The sequence below is a fragment of the Intestinibacillus massiliensis genome (assembly GCF_900155735.1).
GTDB classification, from domain to species: Bacteria; Bacillota; Clostridia; order Oscillospirales; family Butyricicoccaceae; genus Intestinibacillus; species Intestinibacillus massiliensis.
Genome location: NZ_LT707057.1, coordinates 178,151 through 198,691, shown reverse-complemented (window position 1 = coordinate 198,691; position 20,541 = coordinate 178,151). Strand labels below are relative to the sequence as shown.

Annotated in this window: 20 protein-coding genes and 3 pseudogenes; 21 read left to right on the top strand and 2 right to left on the bottom strand. The window is 62.6% G+C overall.

The window, feature by feature from the left end; genetic code table 11:
* Together CZ203_RS14650 and CZ203_RS15500 are read right to left on the bottom strand one after the other, a co-directional pair.
* Positions 1 to 200, bottom strand: a 200-nt coding sequence (locus tag CZ203_RS14650; protein WP_159456403.1) for a hypothetical protein, incomplete at its 3' end; no start/stop codon positions are given.
* Between the two features lie 22 nt (positions 201 to 222).
* The gene (locus CZ203_RS15500; protein ID WP_407927720.1) at positions 223 to 537 is read right to left on the bottom strand and encodes a DegV family protein; all 315 of its coding nucleotides are present in this window, start codon (positions 535 to 537) and stop codon (positions 223 to 225) included.
* A gap of 420 nt (positions 538 to 957) precedes the next feature.
* On the opposite strand from CZ203_RS15500, the gene ybeY reads away from it, so the two are divergent.
* From ybeY to ftsW, 21 genes and pseudogenes are all read left to right on the top strand, one after another.
* The gene (gene ybeY / locus CZ203_RS06920) at positions 958 to 1,458 is read left to right on the top strand and encodes an rRNA maturation RNase YbeY (RefSeq protein ID WP_087065403.1); all 501 of its coding nucleotides are present in this window, start codon (positions 958 to 960) and stop codon (positions 1,456 to 1,458) included.
* 21 nt (positions 1,459 to 1,479) lie between these two features.
* Positions 1,480 to 1,944, top strand: a complete 465-nt coding sequence (locus tag CZ203_RS06915) for a diacylglycerol kinase family protein (RefSeq protein ID WP_087065402.1) — start codon at positions 1,480 to 1,482, stop codon at positions 1,942 to 1,944.
* 23 nt (positions 1,945 to 1,967) lie between these two features.
* On the top strand, positions 1,968 to 2,864 hold the full coding sequence (gene era / locus CZ203_RS06910; protein ID WP_087065401.1) for a GTPase Era: 897 nt from the start codon (positions 1,968 to 1,970) through the stop codon (positions 2,862 to 2,864).
* Positions 2,865 to 2,898: 34 nt separating this feature from the next.
* Positions 2,899 to 3,768 carry a DNA repair protein RecO gene (gene recO / locus CZ203_RS06905; RefSeq protein WP_087065400.1) on the top strand — a complete coding sequence of 290 codons (870 nt, stop codon included), beginning with the start codon at positions 2,899 to 2,901 and terminating at the stop codon, positions 3,766 to 3,768.
* An 82-nt stretch (positions 3,769 to 3,850) separates the two neighbouring features.
* The gene (locus tag CZ203_RS06900) at positions 3,851 to 6,241 is read left to right on the top strand and encodes an endonuclease MutS2 (protein ID WP_087065399.1); all 2,391 of its coding nucleotides are present in this window, start codon (positions 3,851 to 3,853) and stop codon (positions 6,239 to 6,241) included.
* 221 nt (positions 6,242 to 6,462) lie between these two features.
* Positions 6,463 to 6,726 carry an HPr family phosphocarrier protein gene (locus CZ203_RS06895; protein ID WP_087065398.1) on the top strand — a complete coding sequence of 88 codons (264 nt, stop codon included), beginning with the start codon at positions 6,463 to 6,465 and terminating at the stop codon, positions 6,724 to 6,726.
* 926 nt (positions 6,727 to 7,652) lie between these two features.
* Complete coding sequence (uvrC, locus tag CZ203_RS06890) at positions 7,653 to 9,518, top strand: excinuclease ABC subunit UvrC (RefSeq protein ID WP_087065397.1); 1,866 nt, start codon at positions 7,653 to 7,655, stop codon at positions 9,516 to 9,518.
* Positions 9,515 to 10,072 (top strand): 16S rRNA (guanine(966)-N(2))-methyltransferase RsmD, encoded by a 558-nt coding sequence (gene rsmD / locus CZ203_RS06885; RefSeq protein ID WP_087065396.1) that lies wholly within the window; start codon positions 9,515 to 9,517, stop codon positions 10,070 to 10,072. Before uvrC ends, rsmD begins: the two co-directional genes overlap by 4 nt.
* Positions 10,073 to 10,094: 22 nt before the next feature.
* On the top strand, positions 10,095 to 10,580 hold the full coding sequence (gene coaD / locus CZ203_RS06880) for a pantetheine-phosphate adenylyltransferase (protein WP_087065395.1): 486 nt from the start codon (positions 10,095 to 10,097) through the stop codon (positions 10,578 to 10,580).
* A gap of 4 nt (positions 10,581 to 10,584) precedes the next feature.
* A complete protein-coding gene (locus CZ203_RS06875) occupies positions 10,585 to 11,043 on the top strand; it encodes a hypothetical protein (RefSeq protein WP_087065394.1) in 459 nt (152 codons plus the stop codon).
* A 237-nt stretch (positions 11,044 to 11,280) separates the two neighbouring features.
* Positions 11,281 to 11,697: a division/cell wall cluster transcriptional repressor MraZ gene (mraZ, locus tag CZ203_RS06870; protein WP_087065393.1), complete on the top strand. Its 417-nt coding sequence runs from the start codon at positions 11,281 to 11,283 to the stop codon at positions 11,695 to 11,697.
* Positions 11,698 to 11,721: 24 nt separating this feature from the next.
* Complete coding sequence (gene rsmH, locus CZ203_RS06865; protein ID WP_087065392.1) at positions 11,722 to 12,663, top strand: 16S rRNA (cytosine(1402)-N(4))-methyltransferase RsmH; 942 nt, start codon at positions 11,722 to 11,724, stop codon at positions 12,661 to 12,663.
* Between the two features lie 71 nt (positions 12,664 to 12,734).
* Positions 12,735 to 13,211, top strand: a complete 477-nt coding sequence (locus CZ203_RS06860) for a hypothetical protein (protein WP_143436152.1) — start codon at positions 12,735 to 12,737, stop codon at positions 13,209 to 13,211.
* Between the two features lie 99 nt (positions 13,212 to 13,310).
* Positions 13,311 to 15,086 (top strand): annotated as a pseudogene (locus tag CZ203_RS06855) (peptidoglycan D,D-transpeptidase FtsI family protein); the annotation flags it as partial.
* A gap of 16 nt (positions 15,087 to 15,102) precedes the next feature.
* Positions 15,103 to 15,564: a PASTA domain-containing protein gene (locus tag CZ203_RS15495; RefSeq protein WP_407927719.1), complete on the top strand. Its 462-nt coding sequence runs from the start codon at positions 15,103 to 15,105 to the stop codon at positions 15,562 to 15,564.
* Between the two features lie 45 nt (positions 15,565 to 15,609).
* Positions 15,610 to 16,356: pseudogene (locus CZ203_RS15355) on the top strand (Mur ligase family protein); the annotation flags it as partial.
* A gap of 91 nt (positions 16,357 to 16,447) precedes the next feature.
* Positions 16,448 to 16,909, top strand: a complete 462-nt coding sequence (locus CZ203_RS15350) for a glutamate ligase domain-containing protein (RefSeq protein ID WP_328588157.1) — start codon at positions 16,448 to 16,450, stop codon at positions 16,907 to 16,909.
* Between the two features lie 50 nt (positions 16,910 to 16,959).
* A pseudogene (locus CZ203_RS15490) lies at positions 16,960 to 17,718 on the top strand (UDP-N-acetylmuramoyl-tripeptide--D-alanyl-D-alanine ligase); the annotation flags it as partial.
* Positions 17,622 to 18,275: a glutamate ligase domain-containing protein gene (locus CZ203_RS15485; RefSeq protein ID WP_407927718.1), complete on the top strand. Its 654-nt coding sequence runs from the start codon at positions 17,622 to 17,624 to the stop codon at positions 18,273 to 18,275. The pseudogene CZ203_RS15490 and the gene CZ203_RS15485, both read left to right, overlap by 97 nt.
* A gap of 1 nt (position 18,276) precedes the next feature.
* On the top strand, positions 18,277 to 19,296 hold the full coding sequence (gene mraY / locus CZ203_RS06840; RefSeq protein WP_087065388.1) for a phospho-N-acetylmuramoyl-pentapeptide-transferase: 1,020 nt from the start codon (positions 18,277 to 18,279) through the stop codon (positions 19,294 to 19,296).
* Positions 19,297 to 19,323: 27 nt separating this feature from the next.
* On the top strand, positions 19,324 to 20,472 hold the full coding sequence (gene ftsW / locus CZ203_RS06835) for a putative lipid II flippase FtsW (protein WP_087065387.1): 1,149 nt from the start codon (positions 19,324 to 19,326) through the stop codon (positions 20,470 to 20,472).
* The last annotated feature ends 69 nt before the right edge of the window (positions 20,473 to 20,541 follow it).

Genomic DNA, 20,541 nt, shown 5'->3' with positions numbered 1-20,541 from the left:
GTCCAGCCCGGCGCGGGCGGGAAAAAGAGCCGCGCCACGGCGCCCGCGAGCAGTAGCCCCCCGGCGGCAAACAGCAGCCCGGGGCGGCGTGCCCGCGCGTAGGCCTTGCACAGGTCGAACAGCACAAAGAGCGCAAACGCCAGCGCGCCCGCGGCGAGCGGCGTCAGCATGGCTTTTTGCGGAACACTACGCCGATGCATTTGGGGCTGGAGTAAAGCCCCATCACAGGGCCGACCCCACCCGTGCGCACCGGGATATCCGGCGTGGCCTCCCGGATTTGCGCGATGATGCCGCGCGCCTCCTCCTCCATGCGGGAGTGGAAGACGATGACCTCGTCCCCGCCCCCGGCCTNTTCCGCCGCCTGGAAACCGAACCCGCGGACGGGGGCGAGCTGGTCGGCAGCGCGGGTTCGGTTTCCAGGCGGCGGAAAAATTCCTCGCTGCTGATGTCGAGCAGCGTACGGTACTGCTGTTCCCCGAAGATCACGTAATCGGGCAGCTGCAGGATGCCGTGCGCCTCGGCGTAAGGGAAACTCATATCCGACGAAGCGTGCGTAATAATGGCGGTTTGGTTGGGATACGGCATCGTTTTGCCTCCTTCAAGGGAACGGTTGGTGACAGTTACAAAAAATACAGCATTTTGAGTGAAAATGCATAAAAAGTACCCTTTAGGGCGGGGGCTTTCGAACTTATTTTACATGAACCGCGCCTGAAAAGCAACAACATATCCGGTTAATGGGCAAGGAATTCAGAAAGGGCACGCTTTAAGTTACTGTGTATGGAAAAAATGGGCGCAACACCCATATGGGCGCGGCCGGATATTTATAACCGCCGGATGGGAAATGCGGCGGCCTGCAAGTAGTAATTGATATTTCGCCGGTTTAAAAGTATAATTATGAAAGAGTATGGCCTCCGGAAAGCGGGGACGCGGTTTGCGGAGGGGCTGGGAGGGCAAACTATGACAGAGTATGAAATCAATATTGCGGTCGAGGAACCGGTGGACGACGAGGCCGGGCTGCGCGCGCTGATCACGCGCTGCGCGAAAGAGGCGCTGGCGCGCGAGCATGTCGGTTTCCCCGCGCAGATCGATATCGCGGTCGTTGGGGACGAGGAAATCCGCGCGCTGAACGCGGAATACAGGCACAAGGACGCGGTGACCGACGTGCTGTCCTTCCCGATGTACGAGTTTTATAACGGCGAGGCGCAGGAGGGGCTGGAAGGCGAGGCCGACCCGGAAACCGGCCGCATCCTGCTGGGCGACATGGTGCTCAATTACCGGCGCGCCTGCGAGCAGGCGGCGGAGTACGGCCACTCCCCGGCGCGGGAGTGCGGGTTTTTGACCGTGCATTCCGTCATGCATTTGCTGGGCTACGACCATGAGCGCGGCGATGGGGAGCAGGCGGTTATGCGCGCGCATGAAGAGGCCGTGCTGGGCGCGCTGGGGCTGACGAGGGCCTGACGGCCGGTTTGGGTAGGTGCTATGAACAAAGAAATCCGAAAGCTGTCGCAATCCTTCCGCTGCGCGTTCCGCGGCATTGCGCAGTGCGCGCAGACCGAGCGCAACTTCCGCATCCATCTGAGCGCAGCGGTTTACGTGGGGCTGTTCGCGCTGATCGGCCGGCTGCCCATGGCGCAGTGCGCCATCCTGTGCCTGTGCTTCGCGCTGATGCTGGGCGCGGAGTTGATGAACACCGCGATCGAGCGCCTGTGCGACCGGCACGCGCGCGGGTACGATGAGGCCGTGCGCGACGCGAAGGATATCGCGGCGGGCGCCGTGCTGGTCTGCGCGCTGTTCTGCGTGGTCATCGGCGCCGCGCTGTTCCTGTACGGCGGGGCGATCCCCGTGATCCTGCGTTTTTTCGCGGGACGCCTGTGGGCGGCCGGGCTGCTGATACTGTCCGTGCCGTTCTGTATCGCCTTTATTTTCAAAGGCAAGTTAACATAATACGATTACATGAGGTATATTAAATGGGAAATATAACAAAAAGCGCGGTCATCTCCATCGTCGGCCGCCCGAACGTCGGCAAATCGACGCTGACGAACCGGCTGGTCGGCCGCAAGGTGGCGATCGTGTCCAATAAGCCGCAGACCACGCGCACGCGCATCACGGGCATCCTGAACCGGGAAGACTGCCAGTTCGTATTCCTGGACACGCCGGGGCTGCACAAGCCGCGCAGCCGCTTGGGCGATTTCATGGTCAAGGTGGTCAACGAAACGGTCGCGGATGTGGACGCGGCGGCGCTGCTTGTCGAGCCGGTCGCGAATATCGGCCCCGCGGAGGAAAGCCTGATCCAGAAGATCAAGGAGGGCGGCATCCCCTCGGTGCTGGTCATCAACAAGATCGACACGGTGCACAAGGACGAGCTGCTCGCGGTGATCGCGGCGTACAGCCAGGCGCACGCGTTCGACGCCATCATCCCGGTCTCCGCGCGCAAGGGCGACGGGCTGGATGAATTGCTGGACGAATTTGAAAAATTTGCGCTCGAGGGGCCGCAGCTCTTCCCGGACGACATGGTCTCCGACCAGCCGGAGCGCCAGATGGTCGCCGAGACCATCCGCGAAAAGCTGCTGTACCTGCTGCAGCGCGAGGTGCCGCACGGCGTGGCCGTCGGCATCGAGCAGATGAAGACGCGCGAGGATGGGCTGGTATCCATCCATGCGACGATTTATTGTGAGAAAAACAGCCATAAGGGCATTATCATCGGCAAAAACGGCGCGATGCTCAAAAAGACCGGCGAGCTTGCGCGCCAGGATATCGAGCGCCAGCTCGGCGCGAAGGTGTTCCTCGACCTTTGGGTGAAGGTCAAGGAGGACTGGCGCAACAACGAATACCAGATGCGCAACTTCGGCTACGAGGACGAATGACCGGCCGCGCCGCCGGATGCAATAATTCCCGCGTATGGCGCGCGCCTTTTTGTCTCAAACTAAAGGCAGAAAGGGGCGGTTTTATGTTGAACGATCGGGATTTTTGGCAGTTTTTTGCGCAGACGGGCGAACCGATGGCCTACGTCCTCTACAAGGGGGCGCAGCGCGGCACACAAGACCGGCAGGAAGGGACCAAATGCAGCAGCACATCAACATCAGGGGCCTCGTGATCCGCGAGGTCGACTTTGGCGACCAGGACCGTTACATAACCGTGCTGTCGGACAGCGGCGTAAAAATAGAAGTGCTGTGCCGCGGCATCCGCCGCAAGGGCGCGCGCCTGGCCGCCGCCGTCCGCCTGTTCTGCTACGCGGAGCTGACGCTCTACGAGGGGCGCGGCAAATACACGCTGAACGACGCGGCGCTGCTCTCGAGCTTTTGGGACGTGACGCAGGATATCGAGGCCTACGCGCTCTGCTGCTATTTTGCCGAGCTGGCTTCCCTGATGAGCGACTCCGACGAGCCGCTCCCCGCGGTCACGCGGCTCATGCTGTACGCGCTGCGCGCGCTGTGCGATAAAAAAAGGCNCGCGGCGTGCGCGCGGCGGCTCGGCGGGGCGTGGACGGCGCTGAGCGGGGGGACGTTTGCCGCGATGCGGCATATACTGGCAAGTGGGCTTCCCAAAGTCTTTTCCTTTTCCCTCGGCGAACCGTCCGCACAGCAGCTTGGCGCCCTGTGTGAAGGCTATACGCTTTACCATACGGAGCGCGGCTTTGCCAGCTTGGACTTTTACCATTCGCTGTTCCAGCCGGCTATGGTCGTGCCGAAACGGGAAAAGGGGCCGGGGGCGGCGAAGGCCGCACGGACGGGCAAAACAGATAAAGGGCTATCCCCGCCGGGTACATAGCGGCCTTTCGCGCAGGGGGCTGCCCGGCCTGGGTTACATTTTGCGGTAAGTTACACAAAATAGGTATTCGGAGAAAGGGACCATGAATAGATTAGGAGAAAAATCACTGCGGACGCTCGAGTATTTCACCGTGCTCGACATGCTTGCGGCCGAGGCGGCGTCCGAGCGCGGGAAGGAGCGCTGCCGCGCCCTGCGGCCGATTGCCGACCGCGAGGAGGCCGCGCTCTGGATGCGGCAGACGACCGACGCGAAGGATATGATGCAGGTGCACGGCTCGCCGTCCTTTGCGGGGGTCAAGGATGTGCTCGCGTCGCTGTCGCGCGCCGACATGGGCGGCGTGCTCAGCCTGCGCGAGCTGCTCGACGTCGCCGGGATGCTGCGCGCGGCGCGCACCGTGCAGGGCTACGTGGCCGAGCAGGAGGGCAAAACCTCGCTCTCGCCGATGTTCGCGCTGCTCACGGGCAACCGCGCGCTCGAGGAGTCGATCACGACGGCAATCCTCTCCGAGGAGGAGGTCGCGGACGGCGCGTCGCATGAGCTGCTGTCCATCCGCCGCCAAATGCGCCAGATTTCCGGCAAGGTGCGCGAGGTGCTCGGGCGCATGGTATCGGGCGAGCGGTCAAAATACCTGCAGGAAGCGATCATCACCCAGCGCAACGGGCGCTATGTGGTGCCGGTCAAGGCCGAGCACCGCGGCGACGTGCCCGGGCTGGTGCACGACGTTTCCTCGTCCGGCGCGACCGTATTCGTCGAGCCGGCGCAGGTCGTGGAGATCAACAACCAGCTCAAGGTGCTGGAGGGCAAGGAGGAGCTGGAGATCGAGCGCATCCTCGCCGCCCTGTCCGCCGAGGTGTCGGCCAGCGCGGAGGTGATCCGCACCGATTACGACATGCTGACCGCGCTGGACTTTATTTTTGCCCGCGCCAAGCTTTCCTATAAGCTGAACGCCTGCGCGCCCATCCTCCAGCCGGAGGGGCAGGGCGTGCGCCTTGTGCGGGCGCGCCACCCGCTGCTCGACCGCAAGGCCGCGGTGCCGATCGATATCGCGATCGGGTTCGACTACGATACGCTCGTCATCACCGGCCCCAACACGGGCGGCAAGACCGTGTCGCTCAAGACGCTCGGCCTGCTCAGCCTGATGGCCGCGTCCGGCCTGCACCTGCCGGCGGACGAGACGAGCGAGGTCGCGATTTTTGAAAACGTCTATGCGGATATCGGCGACGAGCAGTCCATCGAGCAGAGCCTGTCGACCTTCTCGTCGCATATGAAGACCATCGTGTCCATCGCGGACTGCTGCGGGCAGGGCGACCTTGTGCTGTTCGACGAGCTGGGCGCGGGCACCGACCCGGTCGAGGGCGCGGCGCTCGCGGTCTCGATCATCGGCTATGCGCGCCAGATGGGCGCGTTTGTGGCCGCGACGACGCATTATTCCGAACTCAAGACCTTTGCCCTCACGGCCGACGGCGTGGAAAACGCCTCGTGCGAATTTGACGTGCAGTCGCTCCAGCCGACCTACCGCCTGCTGACCGGCATCCCCGGCAAGTCGAACGCCTTTGCGATCGCGGGGCGGCTCGGCCTGCCGCCCACGATCATCGAGCGGGCGAAGGAGCAGCTTTCCACGGAGAGCACGCGCTTTGAAGACGTGCTCGCGGAGCTGGAGAAGGAACGCCGCCAGATGGAGAAATACAAGGCCGAGGCCGACCGCCTGCGCCGCGCCGCCCAGTCCGAAAAGGACAAGGCGCTATCGCTCAAGGACCAGACCGAGGATAAGGCCGACCGGCTGCTCCAGCGCGCGCGCGACCAGGCCGACGCGATCCTCAAGGATGCGCGCATGACGGCGGAGACCGTGTTCGGCGAGCTGGACGAACTGAAAAAGAAGAACGCCGCCGACCTGGCAAATGAGAACCTGCAGGCCGCCCGCGCCGCGCTGCGCGGCGTGATCACGGAGACTGAGACGCGCCACCGCCAGAAGCGGGAAAAGCGCACGGTCGCGCCCGAGGAAATCCGCCCGGTCAAGCCGGGCGACGAGGTGCAGCTCCTCAACGTCTCGAACGTCACCGCCACGGTGCTGTCCGCGCCGGATAAGGACGGCAACGTCCAGGTGCAGGCGGGCATCATGAAAATGACGGTCAAGCAGAACGAGGTCCGCCTGGTGCAGCAGCCGGAGAAGCCCAAGCCCAAGACCTTCCGCGCGGGCACCGGCGGCGTGCGCGAGCTGCGGCTCAAGTCCACGCCTTCCGAGGTCGATGTGCGCGGGCTGTGCGCCGAGGAGGCGATCCTCGAGGTCGACCAGTTCATTTCCGGCGCGCTGATGGCCGGCCTGCCGCAGGTGACGATCATCCACGGCAAGGGCACCGGCGTGCTGCGCGCGGCGATCCAGCAGCACCTCAAGCCCAATAAACGCATCAAGACCGTGCGCAACGGCGCGTTCGGCGAAGGCGAAATGGGCGTTACGGTGGTGGAATTTAAGTGATCGCGGGCGCTGTTTCGGGCTGCATGGGCATTTTCCACAGAGAAATGCAAAATTCGCCGCAAAAATGTGTGTAGAATGGTTTGCAGATACAAAAAAAGAAAGATTTTTCGGTAGTTTTTTTCGTAATCCTGCGGGTTTGTCCTAAAAATTGTATTGACGAACCGGCAAAAAAACGTTATGCTATATCTAAACTTGGATATTAATATAGGAGCGATGCGGATATGTTTTCTAAGGAAGTACAGGTCACAAATCAGGTAGGTCTTTACGCCAGACCCGCAACTTTTTTCATCCAGAAAGCAAATGAGTTCAAGAGCACTATCCTGGTAGAGAAGGAAGAGCGCCGCGTCAACGCGAAGAGCCTGCTTGGCATTCTTTCGCTGGGCATCACCAAGGGCACCACGATCAACCTGATCGCGGACGGCCCGGACGAGGAAGAGGCTGTCAACGCACTGGTTGAGCTGATCACCTCCAATTTCAGCGATTAATTTGAACATCCACCGGACATGAAAAAAGCACCGCTCAATCGCGGTGCTTTTTGTCGTACCTGACGCCGCAGGGGGTTCGCGCTGCGGGCGCGGGACGGGGGTTTGCGGCTGCGCGCCGCAGGCGCCAAAGGGGTATGGGCAAACCTGCGGTTTTCCCGGACCCCTTTGGAATCCCCGCCCTTTCCCTTCCGCCGGCGGCGGCTCAAAATGCTGCCCGCATTTTGACCGCCAAACGGCGGGCGGGGGCGTATCTTTGCGTGCGGCGCGCCGCCCCTCCCGCGAACCGGGGATTGGAGGGTGGTGCGTGTAAACGGGGACGCGGGGTGCAGGGTAACTTGACGGTGCAGCCCGCCCGTCCGGCACTCCTGCGTGCAGGGTACAAAGTGGGATGTGCCCCGGGGCGCGAACCCCCAAGCGCACAGCAGCACGGCGGCGCGGGGGATCACAGTCAAATCGGCAGGAAGCCGTCCCCAAAAGCAGCCCCCTTTTTAAAACGGCACGCGGCGTTGCGTGATTGCGGAAGCAGCTACGCCCCCGCGGCGCGCGTCTTAGGAGGGCAGGCGCAGCCTGTCCGACGGGTAGCGCGCCAAAGGAGGGGGAGGGGTGTCCAGAGGGATCCGGGGGAACCATGGGTTCCCCCATGTCCCTTTGGCCCCTGCGCGGAAGCGCATATCCCCGTCCCGCGCCCATGGCGCGAATATCCCTACGCGGGCAGCACGCCCCTTATGCGAACCGAAGGAAGGAGGGGCATTGGTATAAACGGGGACGCGGGGTGCAGGGTAACTTGACGGTGCAGCCCGCCCGTCCGGCACGCCTGCGTGCGCGGCGCAAAGTGGGATGTACCCCAGGGTACGGATCCCAAGCGCGCGGCGGCGCGTGCCTCGCGGGCGCAAGTATTTTAGAACAGGGAAAAGGAGGGCTGGGCAATGCCTACCTATGAAGAACTGAAAGCCCGGGTGCTCAGCCTGCCCTATGCCCCGGGCGTTTATATTATGAAAAACGCCGCCGGGCAGGTCATTTATGTCGGCAAGGCCAAGGCGCTTAAAAACCGCGTCACGAGCTATTTCCAAAGCCCGGCGGGCATGACGCCCAAGACGCGGCGCATGGTCTCGCAGATCGACGATTTCGATATTATCGTCACTGAATCGGAGTTTGAAGCCCTGGTGCTGGAAAACTCCATGATTAAGAAATACAAGCCCAAATACAACATCCTGCTCAAGGACGACAAGGGCTACCCCTATGTCAAGGTCACCACCTCCAGGCCGTACCCCGAGTTTTCCATCGTGTCGCGGCCGGAGGCGGACGCCGACCGCTATTTCGGCCCCTATTCTGGCCGCCGCGCGGCGCGGCAGGCGATCGATACGATTTGCGAGGCGTTGCAGCTCAAAACCTGCCGCCGGCAGTTCCCGCGCGATATCGGGAAGGAGCGCCCCTGCCTCAACCGGCACCTTGGGCGCTGCATCGCGCCGTGCACGGGGGATGTGCCCCCGGAGGAGTACGCCGCGCTCGTGCAGCAGGCCATTTCGCTGCTGGAGGGCAACTTTAAAGGGCTGGCGAAGGAGATCGAGGCCGCAATGGCCGAAGCCTCGGAAAACCTGCAGTTTGAACGCGCCGCCATGCTGCGCGACCGCCTGCGCGCCGTACAGGCGCTGGGGGCGCGGCAGAAGGTGGTGGCGGGCGGCTTTGCCGACCTGGACGTGCTGGCCTTCGTGCAGGGGCAGACGCGCGGCTGCGTCGTCGCGCTGCACTACCTGGGCGGCAGCCTGCAGGATAAGGAGTACACGGTCATCGACGGCGTGACGCAGGCCGACGCGGGCGAGGTGCTGGGCGATTTCATCAAGCAGTATTATTCGCTGCGGCAGGCCGTGCCGCGCACGGTGCTGCTGTCTGCGGAGATCGAGGACGGCGAGGCAGTCGCCGAGTTCCTCGGCTCGATCGCGGGGCGCAGGGTCGAGGTTGCGGTGCCGCAGCGCGGCAAACGGCACGACTTGGTGCGGCTCGCGGAGAAAAACGCGGCCGAGGAGATTTCCCGCATCGAGACCAGCCAGGAGCGCCGCCTCAAATCGCTCGAGCTGCTGCAGGGCATGACCGGCATGGACGAGCTGCCGGAGGTGCTCGAGGCGTACGACATTTCCAACTTTGCGGGCGCGGATACGGTCGGCTCCATGGTCGTGTTCGAGCACGCGCAGCCCAAGAAAAGCCGGTACCGCCGGTTCAAGATCGAAAGCGCGGCCTTTGGGCAGGACGACTACCGCTCCATGGCCGAAATGCTGACGCGCCGCCTGCAGCACTATGCCGACGGCGACGAAAAGTTTTCGCCCCTGCCCTCGGCCTTCCTGATCGACGGCGGCCTGGGGCATGTGCGCACGGCGCAGGCCGTGCTGGATCAATTCGGCGTCACGACGCCCTGCTTCGGCATGGTCAAGGACGACCGCCACCGCACGCGCGGCCTGGTCGCGCCGGACGGGCGCGAGTTCGGGATTTCGACCGTGCCCGCGGTGTTCGCCCTGATCGGGCGCATCCAGGAGGAGGTACACCGCTTCGCGATCACCTACAACCGGAACCTGACTGGGAAAAGCGTGCGCGGCTCCACGCTCGACAAGATTGAGGGCGTGGGCGACAAACGCCGCAGCGAGCTGCTGCGCCACTTTAAAAGTATTGAAAATATCCGCAGCGCATCGCTCGAGCAGCTCCGGCTGGTCGTGCCGAACAACGTCGCCATCGCGGTTTATGATTATTTCCGCGCCAAAGAGGCCGGGAAGGGCAAAGAAAAGGGGAAACAGGACGCATGAGAGTAGTTTCAGGCAGCGCGCGGGGCAAGCAGCTCCTGCCCGTGCCCGGTATGGACACCCGGCCAACCACCGACCGGGTGAAGGAATCCATCTTTAATATCATCCAGATGCGGGTGCGCGGCGCGCGGGTGCTCGACCTGTTCGCGGGCACCGGGCAAATGGGGATCGAAGCGCTGTCGCGCGGCGCGGCGCGTGCCGATTTTGTCGACGCCGACCGCAAGGCGGCCGATATCGTGCGCAAGAACCTCGCGGGCGCGCGGGTGGCCGACCGGGCGCAGGTGCATCAAACGGATTTTAAAAAATACCTGGCCGGCTGCCCCCGGCAGGGCTTCGACCTGGTTTTCCTCGATCCGCCATACGGCGGGAAACTGCTGCAAAGTGCGCTTTTTGAGATACAAAGGTTTGACATTCTGTCGCCTGATGGTATAATAGTATGCGAAAGTGCCGTAGTGGACAAATGGGAAAGCCCGTTTGCGTGCGGCCGGGAATACCGGTATGGCGCGATCCGGGTCACGGTCCTGGCGGCCGGTACCCCACCAAAAACGCCGGAATAGTGCGGCGGAACGGATGTAACACATGAAGATTGCGATTTATCCGGGCAGCTTTGACCCGGTCACCCTGGGGCACCTGGACGTGATTGAGCGCGCGGCCAAGATGTTCGACCGGTTGGTTGTCGCCGTGATGCATAACGGCGCAAAGAAACCGCTTTTTAACAGCGAGGAGCGCATGGGCTTCCTCGAAAAGACCACGGCGCATATCCCGAACGTCGAAATCGCCGGGTTTGACGGCCTGCTGGCCGAATATGCCGGGCAGTGCGGCGCCTGCGCGATCGTCAAAGGGCTGCGCGCGGTGTCCGACTTTGAATATGAATTTGCCATGGCGCTGGCAAACCGCAAGCTGAACCCGCAGGTCGACACCGTCTTCCTGATGACCAGCGCACAGTATATGTACTTAAGTTCGTCCATGATCAAGGATATCGCACAGCACGGCGGGTCGATCGCCGATTTTGTGCCCGCCGCGATCCACGACGACATTGTGCTTCGGATGAGAAAGGACGATTGAAGTTATGGTAGCCGCTTTGGACGAAGTTGTAAACAGCCTATATCAAATGGTGCAGGACGCCTGGGCCGTCCCGCTGGGCGGGGATAAATGCGTGATCGAACGCGACCGCGCGCTCGACCTGCTCGACGAGCTGCGCGTCAATATGCCCGCAGACGTCAAAATGGCGAAGGATATTGTGGAAAAACGCAACGAGCTGATCGCCGCGGGCAAGCGCGAGGCCGAGGCCATCCGCAAGCAGGCCGAGGAGGCCGCGCGGCAGCAGGTCAGCGAGACCGAAATCGTGCAGCAGGCGCGCCGCAAGGCCAAGGAAATCCTCGGGAACGCGGAAATCCAGGCCAGGGAGCTGCGCCGTGTCGCAAACGAGTATTGCGAGGACACCCTCAAGCGCGCGGAGGAGGCGGTCGCCCTTTCGCTCGACGAGGTGAAAAAGGCGCGTTCGCGCTTTAAAGCCGCGTCAAAATAACAGGATTTTCGACAGGGACGCCGGGGAAACCGGCGTCCCATTTTTTTCGAAAAATATAGAACATGCGTTTGAAATTACGAAAAAGACGCTTTTAGATAGGAATAGGGCGACTTTTCTGGTAAAAAAATTTCAAAACATCTTGCAATTGAACAGGGGTTACAGTATAATAAAAACACGGTGGTGAAAAGTGGTGCAAAGTGCACCATTGTAACAAGAAAGAGAGCGGGGTGACGCGCGGTGAAGGGCGAGTTTAGGCACACGATCGACGCCAAGGGCCGCCTGTTTATCCCGGCGAAACTGCGCGACGAACTGGGCGAGCATTTCATTATCACCAAAGGGCTCGACGGCTGCCTCTTCGTTTACCCGGAGGACGGCTGGGGCGTGCTGGAGGACAAGATCCGCGCGCTGCCGCTGAGCAAGTCCCGCAGCCTGCAACGTTTTTTCTTTTCCGCCGCCACAGACTCCGAGCTGGACAGCCAGGGACGCACCCTGGTGCCGGCCAACCTGCGCGAATACGCGGGGCTGCAAAAGGAAGTCACGATCATCGGCGTATCCGGCCGTGCGGAGATCTGGGATACCGCGCGCTGGGCGGCCTATAACGACGAAATCACGAACGAAAGCATCGAAGATGCGATGGAGGAGCTGGGATTCTAGGAACGCCCGGCCACGGGAGGCGTCATGGAATTTCAGCACGAATCGATCCTGTTGGACGCTTGCCTGCAGGCGCTTGCCATCCGGCCGGACGGCGTCTATATCGACGCGACGCTCGGCGGCGCGGGGCATTCCCTGCACATTGCCAGGCGCCTGACGACCGGCCGATTGCTCTGCATCGACCGGGACGACGAGGCGCTGCAAAACGCGGAAACCCGCCTTGCGCCCGTGCGGGACAGGGTCTCGCTCAATAAAAGCGACTTTAGGGAACTCGACCGCGTGCTCGCGGCGAACGGCTTCGCGGCGGCAGACGGCATCCTGTTCGACCTCGGCGTGTCCTCGCCGCAGCTCGACCATGCGGAGCGCGGCTTCTCCTATATGCAGGACGCGCCGCTCGACATGCGCATGGACCGGCAGCAGCGGCTGACCGCCTATGATGTGGTAAACGGCTGGAGCCGGGAGGACATCCGCAAAATCCTGTTTGAATATGGCGAGGAGCGCTACGCGCCCTTAATCGCCGCGGCGGTCGAACGCCGGCGGCAGCAAAAACCGATTGAAACCACGCTTGAGCTGGTCGATGTGATCCGCGGGGCGATGCCGCCCAAGGCATTGCGCGAGAAGCAGCATCCGGCCAAGCGCAGTTTCCAGGCCATCCGTATCGCGGTGAACGACGAGCTCGGCGCGGTGCGGGAGGCGATGGAAAAGGCGGTCGCCTGCCTGGCCCCGGGGGGGAGGCTGGCGGTGATCACGTTCCATTCATTAGAGGACCGCATTGTGAAAACCGCATTCGCGCAGGCAGCCCAGGGCTGTACCTGCCCGAAGGATTTCCCGGTGTGTGTCTGCGGCAAAAACCCGCTCGTCCGGCTGGTATCGCGCAAGCCCATCCTGCCGGATGAAAAGGAAGTGGAAGGCAACCCGCGCGCCCGCAGCGCCAAGCTGCGCGTGTGCGAAAAGCTGCCGCAGGAGTAAGTGCCCGGAGGGTACGGGGAAGGGGGAGTTCTTAGGTGGCAAGATCAGCAGCGAGGGCGTCTCGGGAAAGTGTGGCTTATCAAGGGGATGTTTACCGCGCCCCGGCGCCGCAGCGGGCAGGGGAAGCCCTGCATGTGGTGCAGCAGCCGCAGGTCCGGCCCCGGAGGCGCTCCCGCGTCCGCGCGCTGCGTTTGCAGCAGGCCGCCTGCTTCACGGTCGTACTGGCCATCGCAGGCGTCATGATTTACAGCCACGTCAACCTGACCCGGCTGACCAACGAGGTTTCCATACAGCAGGGCGTGCTGGACGACCTGAACAGCGAGTATATCGCGCTCAAGGCGCGGCAGGACCAGGCGCTCAGCCTGTCCTATGTCGAGCAGTACGCGCAGAATACGCTCGGTATGGTCAAACTGGATACCAACCAGGTCGAATACGTCGAAATGAACAACCCGGATCAGATCGAGGTGCGGGAGACGGGCGTCAGCCTGCGCAGCGCGATGTCGGGGCTGGCCAAAAGCTTTACGGCGGTTTTGGAATATCTGGAGTAACATTGCGAATAAGATAAAGAACGAGAGCGGGAGTGAGAGGTGTGTAACATTTCTGACTCCCTCTTTTATAGAGCGGACAGGATAAAAAAGTAAACCACAATGCCCACGGGAGGAAGCAAAATGCCGATTAAGGGACCCAACAACCAAATGAGGATCAGGCTGGCCTTCCTGATCGTGTGCTTTGTCTTCCTGGGTTTTTCCGTGGTTGCCGTGCGCCTGTTTTACATGCAGGTCGTCAAGTACGACTATTATCAGGAGAAGGCGATGAATTTCCAGACCCGGGATACCGTCGTCACCCCGACGCGCGGCACCATTTATGACCGCAACATGAAAGAGCTCGCGGTTTCCGCAACCACGGAGACCGTCGTGGTCGCGCCGGTCAACGTGCTGACCGATACGGAAAAGAAAAACCCGGCGGTGGCGCTCGCCAAGCAGGAAAAGCTGTCGCGCATCCTGTCGGAAAAGCTGGGCGTGACCTACGAGACCGTGCTGACCAAGGTACAGAAGGAAAAATCGCAGTACGAGGTCATCAAGAAGGGCGTCGAAAAGGAAACCGTCGAGGACCTCAAGGCGGCGCTCAAGGAGGAGGGCGTGACGGCCGGCGTTTCCACCGCGCCGGACAGTAAGCGCTATTACCCCTACGGGAGCTTTGCCTCCCAGGTCATCGGCTTCCTGAACTCCGACGGCGTCGGGCAGGAAGGCATTGAAAAACAGTATGAAAAGGAGCTGGCAGGCACGGCCGGGCGCGTGGTGCGCGCCACGAACGCCAAGGGTCGCGACATGCCGTTTGAATATGAGCAGTACATCCCCGCGGAGGACGGCAACAGCGTCGTGCTGACGGTGGACGAGGCGATCCAGCACTTCCTGGAAAAGCACCTCGAGACCGCCTATGCCGACAACCCGCAGGCGCGCGGCGGCGTGGCCGGCATCGTCATGGACGTCAAGACCGGCGAGATCCTGGCGCTCGCGGGCAAGCCGAACTTCGACCTCAATGCGCCCAGGGAGATCACGGAGCAGGCCTGGCTCGACGAGCTGCGCGCGAACATCAATAAAATCCTGGCGGAGCGCGGCTCTAGCGCGCAGATCAGCGACGCCTTTTTAAAGGAAGGCGGCAAGGACAACCTGCCCGAGAGCGTGGTGAAGGACGAGACGCGCGGCGGCAAAAAAGACCAGACGCTGCTGGACGACCTGAGCGACGCGCGCATGGATCAGCTGATGAAAATGTGGCGCAACAAGCCGATCATGGATACCTACGAGCCTGGCTCGACCTTTAAGCTGATGAACGTCGCCACGGCCTACGAGCTTGGCGTCGTGAACGCGAGCAGCACGTTCTTCTGCCCCGGCTACCAGAAGGTGGCCGACCGCACGATCAAATGCTGGAAGCACGCGGGGCATGGCAGCGAGGATTTGACGCACACGCTGATGAACTCCTGCAACCCGGCCATGATCCAGATCAGCATGAAGACGGGCACGCAGAACTTTTACGAATACTTCAAGGCGTTCGGCTTCCAGGAAAAGACCGGCATCGACCTCCCAGGCGAGCAGGTCGGCTACTTCTGGCCGAGCGATACGTTTACGGAGCTCAACATGGCGACGGCCTCGTTCGGCCAGCGCTTTACCGTCACGCCGATCCAGGAGCTGTCCATGGCGTGCGCGGTCGTGGACGACGGCAGGCTCAAAACCCCGCACGTCGTCAAGGAGGTCGTCGACAAGGACGGCAACGTCAAGCAGACCTTTGAAACCGAGGTCAAGCGCCAGGTGGTTTCGGCCGACACCTCGGCCTTCATGCGCCAGGCGATGGAGCAGGTCGTCGCGGCCGGTACCGGCATGAACGGTTATGTCGCGGGCTACCGCGTGGGCGGCAAGACGGCGACCTCCGAGCTGCTGAAGNGTGCTGCCCTACCTCGGCGTGGAAGCAAAGTACGGCGAGGACGAGGCCGACCGCCGCGAGGTGGCGGCGCCCAACGTGATCGGGCAGTCCCGCGCGGACGCCGAAGCGGCGGCCAAGGAAGCCGGGCTGGAGTGCAAGTTCGTCGGCGACGGCGACACGGTCACCGACCAGGTGCCGTCCTCCGGCGCGAAGGTCCCCGTGACCGCGCGGATGATCCTGTATTGCGGCGGCACAAAGTCCACGGAACAGATCGAAGTGCCGCGCGTCACCGGCCTGACCCCGTCGGAGGCGCAGGAGCGCCTGCGGTCGGCCGGCCTGTATATGAAGCGCACCGGTATCGCCAGCAAAATGGATACCTATATGACCAACGCTGCCAAGCAAAGCCCGGTCGCGGGCACCAAGGTCGGCGCGGGCACGGTCGTCACGGTCGAGTTCTCGAACTCCGTCAATATCGGCGACTGATCCCCCGGCACGGCAATGTCAGCGTGAGAAAGTGAGGCAAAATAGATGAAATTACAGGAGCTTTTACAGGGCGTTGCCGTGGAATCCGCGGCGGCGCCGATGGATCTCGAAATCGGTGAAGTGCGGTATGATTCCCGCGCGGTGCGCCCCGGCGACCTGTTTGTCGCGATCCGCGGCTTTGCCACCGACGGCCATCAGTATATTGCCAAAGCGCTCGCGCAGGGGGCGGCGGCCATCGTCTGCGAGGAGGCGGACGCTGGCGTGCCCGCCGTCGTCGTGGCGGATTCCCGCGTGGCGCTGGCCGAGATCGCGGCAAACCGCTTCGGCCACCCGGCGGACGCCATGACCATGGTGGGCGTGACCGGCACGAACGGCAAGACGACGACGACCTACCTCGTCAAGCATATCCTCGAGGCGCAGGGGCACAAGGTCGGCCTGATCGGCACGAACCAGAACCTGATCGGCAGCGAACCCATCGAGACCGAGCGCACCACGCCGGAATCCTACGAGCTGCACGCGCTGTTCGCGCGCATGCGCGACGCGGGCTGCACGCATGTCGTCATGGAGGTGTCCTCGCATTCGCTCGTGCTGCACCGCGTACACGGGATCCACTATGCGGTGGGCGCGTTTACAAACCTCACGCAGGATCACCTGGATTTCCACAAGACCATGGAAGGTTACCGCCGCGCGAAGGCGCTGCTGTTTTCCGTATGCGGCAAGGGGGTCATCAACCTGGACGATCCGGCGGCGGGCAAGATGATCGCCGACGCAAAATGCCCGGTGCTGACCTTCTCCGCGGAATCGGACGACGCCAGCCTGTCGGCCAAGAATATCGAACTGNGCGCTCGCGGACGCATCGGGCGTCAAGGGGCGCGCCGAGGTCGTGCCGGTCCCGGCGGACTATACCGTCCTCATCGACTATGCGCATTCCCCGGACGGCGTGGAAAATATCCTGAACGCCGTGCGCGGCTTTTCCAAGGGGCGCGTGGTGGCGCTGTTCGGCTGCGGCGGCGACCGCGACCGCACGAAGCGCCCCAAGATGGGCGCCATCGCCGCCCGGCTCGCGGATTTCTGCATCGTCACTTCGGATAACCCGCGCACGGAGGACCCGGACGCGATCATCGCCGACATCCTCGCCGGCATGCAGGACAGCAAGACCCCGCGCGAGGTCATCTGCGACCGCCGCGAGGCGATCCGCTGGGCGCTCGCCCATGCGAAAAAGGGCGATACGGTCGTGCTTATGGGCAAAGGTCACGAAACCTACCAGGAAGTCAACCATGTGAAGCATCATCTTGACGAAAGAGAAGAAGTACAAAAATATTTTGCGGAAAAGGCCAAACATTGAGGCGTATTTGTGGTATAATTTCATGCAAATGCGTACAGAGGGTGTAAGAAATGGAAAGATTTGAGCTGGGCGAGGCGGCCCGCTGGGCGCGGGGCGCGCTGCATGGCGAAGGTGCCGCGCAGACGGTGATCGAAAGCGTTTCGACGGATTCGCGCAGGATCGGGCGCAACTGCCTGTTTATCCCGCTGGCGGGCGACCGCTTCGACGGGCATGACTTTATCGATATGGCCATCGCAAACGGCGCGGCCGCCGTGCTGTCGCACCGGGCGGGCGTGCGCTACAGCGTGCCCTCCATCGAGGTCGCGGACACGCGGCAGGCGCTTTTAAACCTCGCGGGCGGCTACCGCGCGGAGATGCCCGCAAGGGTGGTCGGCGTGACCGGCTCGGTCGGCAAGACGACGACCAAGGAGATGGTCGCCGCCGTGCTGGGGCAGCACTGCGAGACCCTCAAGACCGAGGGCAACCTGAATAACGAGGTCGGCATGCCGCTGACCGTGCTGCGCATCGAAAAATCGACGCGCGCGGCCGTGCTCGAGATGGGCATGAACCACTTCGGCGAGCTGTCCCGGATGACGGCGGCGGCGCGCCCGGATATCGCGGTCATCACGAATATCGGCACCTCGCACATCGAGTTCCTCGGCTCGCGGGAGGGCATCTGCCGCGCGAAGCTGGAAATCCTCGAGGGGCTGCGCCCGGGCGGCGTGGCCGTGCTGTGCGGCGACGAGCCGCTGCTGTGGGAGAAGCGCGGCGCGCTGGCGTGCGAAACAATCTATTACGGGATCGACAACCCCGAGTGCGACGTGATCGCCGAGGAGATCGTCNCTGCGTGGCCGGGCGGCACAATGTGCGCAACGCCCTTGCCGCCGCGGCCGTCGCGCTGCGTTTCGGCGAGGAACCCTGCGATATCGTCGCGGGGCTGGGCGCGTACCGGCCGGACGGCCTGCGCCAGAACACTTACGAGAAGGGCGGCTTTACGATCTTTGCCGACTGCTATAACGCCAGCCCGGACGCGGTCGAGGCCGCGCTCCAGGCGCTTTCCGAAATCCGCGTCCGGGGGCGCCGCATCGCGGTCCTGGGCGGCATGCTGGAGCTGGGAAGCTACCAGGAGGAGGGGCACCGCCGCGCGGGGCGCGCCGCCGCAAAATATGCCGACGGCCTGTACCTTTACGGCGTGGGGAGCGAATACACGCGCGCCGGCGCGCTGGAGGCCGGCATGGAAGAAACGAAAATCCACAGCTTCGGGACGCACGAGGCGCTGGCGCAGGCACTGAAGGCCGACGCGCAGCCCGGCGACGCGCTGCTCTTCAAGGGCAGCCGCGGCATGCAGATGGAAAAGGCGCTCGGGCTGTTTACGGGGGAAATTTGATATGGACGCAAATAACCTGCTGGCGCTGCTGGCCGCGGTGGCGGCCTTTGCCGTGACCGCCGTGCTGGCAAAGCCGGTCATCCACTGGCTGCGCCGCATGAAATTCGGGCAGAAGATCCTGGAGATCGGCCCCAAGTGGCACATGAACAAACAGAACATCCCGACGATGGGCGGCTTTATGTTCATCATCGGCATCACGGCCGCCGTGCTGGCCTGCCTGGCCGTCGCGCAGGCCGGGGCGATGGCGCCGTTTGCCCGGCTGCTGCCCGGCGTGGTCGTGCTCGGCCTGGCGCTGGCCTATGGCCTGGTCGGCATGGTGGACGATCTGGCCAAGATCAAAAAGAAACAGAACGCGGGGCTGACGCCGCTGCAAAAGCTTATATTACAAATTGTAGTATCTGCTGTTTTTATAACGGTTTTGCGCATTACCGGCGGGGTGGACACCGCGGTCTGGGTGCCGTTTGCCAATGTCAGCTTTGAAATCCCGTGGATCGTTTATATCATTTTCGCGGCGTTCATCATCGTCGGCGCGGACAATGCCGTAAACCTGACCGACGGCCTGGACGGCCTTGCCGCCGGCGTGACGCTGCCGGTCGCGCTGTTTTTCACGGCGGTCGGGCTGCGGCAGGGCAACGGCGGCGTGGCGGTTTTTGCCGCCGCACTCGCGGGCGCGCTGGCCGCGTTCCTGATTTTCAACTTCCATCCCGCCAAGGTCTTTATGGGCGACACCGGTTCGCTCTTCCTCGGCGGCGCGGTGGCAGGGCTGGCATTTGCCTGCGACATGCCGCTTATTTTGATTCCTGTTGGTATTATATACATTTGGGAAACACTGTCTGTAATCATCCAGGTGACCTATTTCAAGATCAGCCACGGCAAGCGCGTCTTTAAGATGGCGCCGTTCCACCACCACATGGAAATGTGCGGCTGGGGCGAGCGCAAGATCGTGCTGACGTTCGCGGCGGTCACCGCCGTGCTTTGCGTGGCGGCCTGGTGCTTCGGCGTCGTGCCGCATGTAGCGTAACAGACCGTTTGGGAGAAGGGAGAGGCCGTGCCGGCAAAATCCAGTCGATTAATTGAAAGCCAGGTGCAGGAAAAGCCGCGCCGGCGCCCGGTGGACAGCCCGACGCTGCTCATCGTGCTCATGCTCATGGCCACCGGGCTGATCGCCCTGTTTACCGCAAGCTATTCCAACGCGCTTTACCAGCATGGCGACCCGCTGTTTTTCATCAAGCGGCAGGCGGGCTTCGCGGTGGCGGGGCTGGCGCTCATGTGGTTTGTTTCGGGCATCCATTACCGCGTGTACGCGCGCTTCCATAAGGTGCTGCTGTTCGTATCCTATGCGCTGCTGGCGGTCACGCCGTTTATCGGGCGCAGTTCCAAGGGCGCGACCCGCTGGATCGAGTTCGGGCCGATCGGCTTCCAGCCGTCGGAGGTCATGAAGGTCGCGGTTATCATATCCTTCGCGTACTATATTTCCAAAAACCCGGCCAGCGTGCGCACGCTCAAGGGGCTGATCTGGCCATACGGCGCGATGCTGGTCAGCGTCGCAGGGCTGCTGGTGCTGGAGCCGCACATGTCGGCCACGATGATCATTTTCCTGATCGGCGGCGTGATGCTGTTCGTGGGCGGGATGCGGCTTTGGGTATTCCTGATCCCGATCATCGGCGGCCCGGTTGCCTTCATCGCGTACCTCAAGGCCAAACCTTACGCGATGGACCGTATCCGGGTGTGGCTCGACCCGTTCATCGACCTGCACGGCGACGGCTGGCAGGGCGCGAACAGCCAGGTGGCCATCGGTTCCGGCGGCCTGTTCGGGCTGGGGCTTGGCAACGGGCGGCAAAAGCACCTGTACCTGCCGGAGCCGCAAAACGACTTCGTATTCTCCGCCTTCTGCGAGGAGCTGGGCCTGATCGGCGCGATCCTCGTCATGCTGCTGTTTGCGTACCTGATTTTCCGCGGGTTTTATATCGCGCGGTCGTCGCGCGACAAGTTCGGCTGCCTGCTGGCGACCGGTATTACCGCGAAGCTGGCGATCCAGACCCTGATGAACCTGTGCGTCATCACGGGCATTTTCCCGGTTACCGGCGCGTCGCTGCCGTTTTTCAGCTATGGCGGCACCGCGCTGCTCATGCAGCTCGCCGAGATCGGGATACTCCTCAATATATCGAGGTTTATGACGGTGGACAACACCGGATAGCCCGGCTGGGCGCGTGCGCCTTTGCCGGGGCACGGATTTCCCGGCAGATCAAATAGAAAGGTTTGTTCC

What these genes read in the sequence shown, in the direction of transcription:
- CZ203_RS06875 (WP_087065394.1), top strand. Translation starts at nt 10,585, where the DNA reads ATGGTAGCCGCTTTGGACGAAGTTGTAAACAGCCTATATCAAATGGTG.
- mraY (WP_087065388.1), top strand. Translation starts at nt 18,277, where the DNA reads ATGGACGCAAATAACCTGCTGGCGCTGCTGGCCGCGGTGGCGGCCTTT.
- uvrC (WP_087065397.1), top strand. Translation starts at nt 7,653, where the DNA reads ATGCCTACCTATGAAGAACTGAAAGCCCGGGTGCTCAGCCTGCCCTAT.
- CZ203_RS06895 (WP_087065398.1), top strand. Translation starts at nt 6,463, where the DNA reads ATGTTTTCTAAGGAAGTACAGGTCACAAATCAGGTAGGTCTTTACGCC.
- era (WP_087065401.1), top strand. Translation starts at nt 1,968, where the DNA reads ATGGGAAATATAACAAAAAGCGCGGTCATCTCCATCGTCGGCCGCCCG.
- CZ203_RS06915 (WP_087065402.1), top strand. Translation starts at nt 1,480, where the DNA reads ATGAACAAAGAAATCCGAAAGCTGTCGCAATCCTTCCGCTGCGCGTTC.
- CZ203_RS06900 (WP_087065399.1), top strand. Translation starts at nt 3,851, where the DNA reads ATGAATAGATTAGGAGAAAAATCACTGCGGACGCTCGAGTATTTCACC.
- ybeY (WP_087065403.1), top strand. Translation starts at nt 958, where the DNA reads ATGACAGAGTATGAAATCAATATTGCGGTCGAGGAACCGGTGGACGAC.
- rsmH (WP_087065392.1), top strand. Translation starts at nt 11,722, where the DNA reads ATGGAATTTCAGCACGAATCGATCCTGTTGGACGCTTGCCTGCAGGCG.
- coaD (WP_087065395.1), top strand. Translation starts at nt 10,095, where the DNA reads ATGAAGATTGCGATTTATCCGGGCAGCTTTGACCCGGTCACCCTGGGG.
- rsmD (WP_087065396.1), top strand. Translation starts at nt 9,515, where the DNA reads ATGAGAGTAGTTTCAGGCAGCGCGCGGGGCAAGCAGCTCCTGCCCGTG.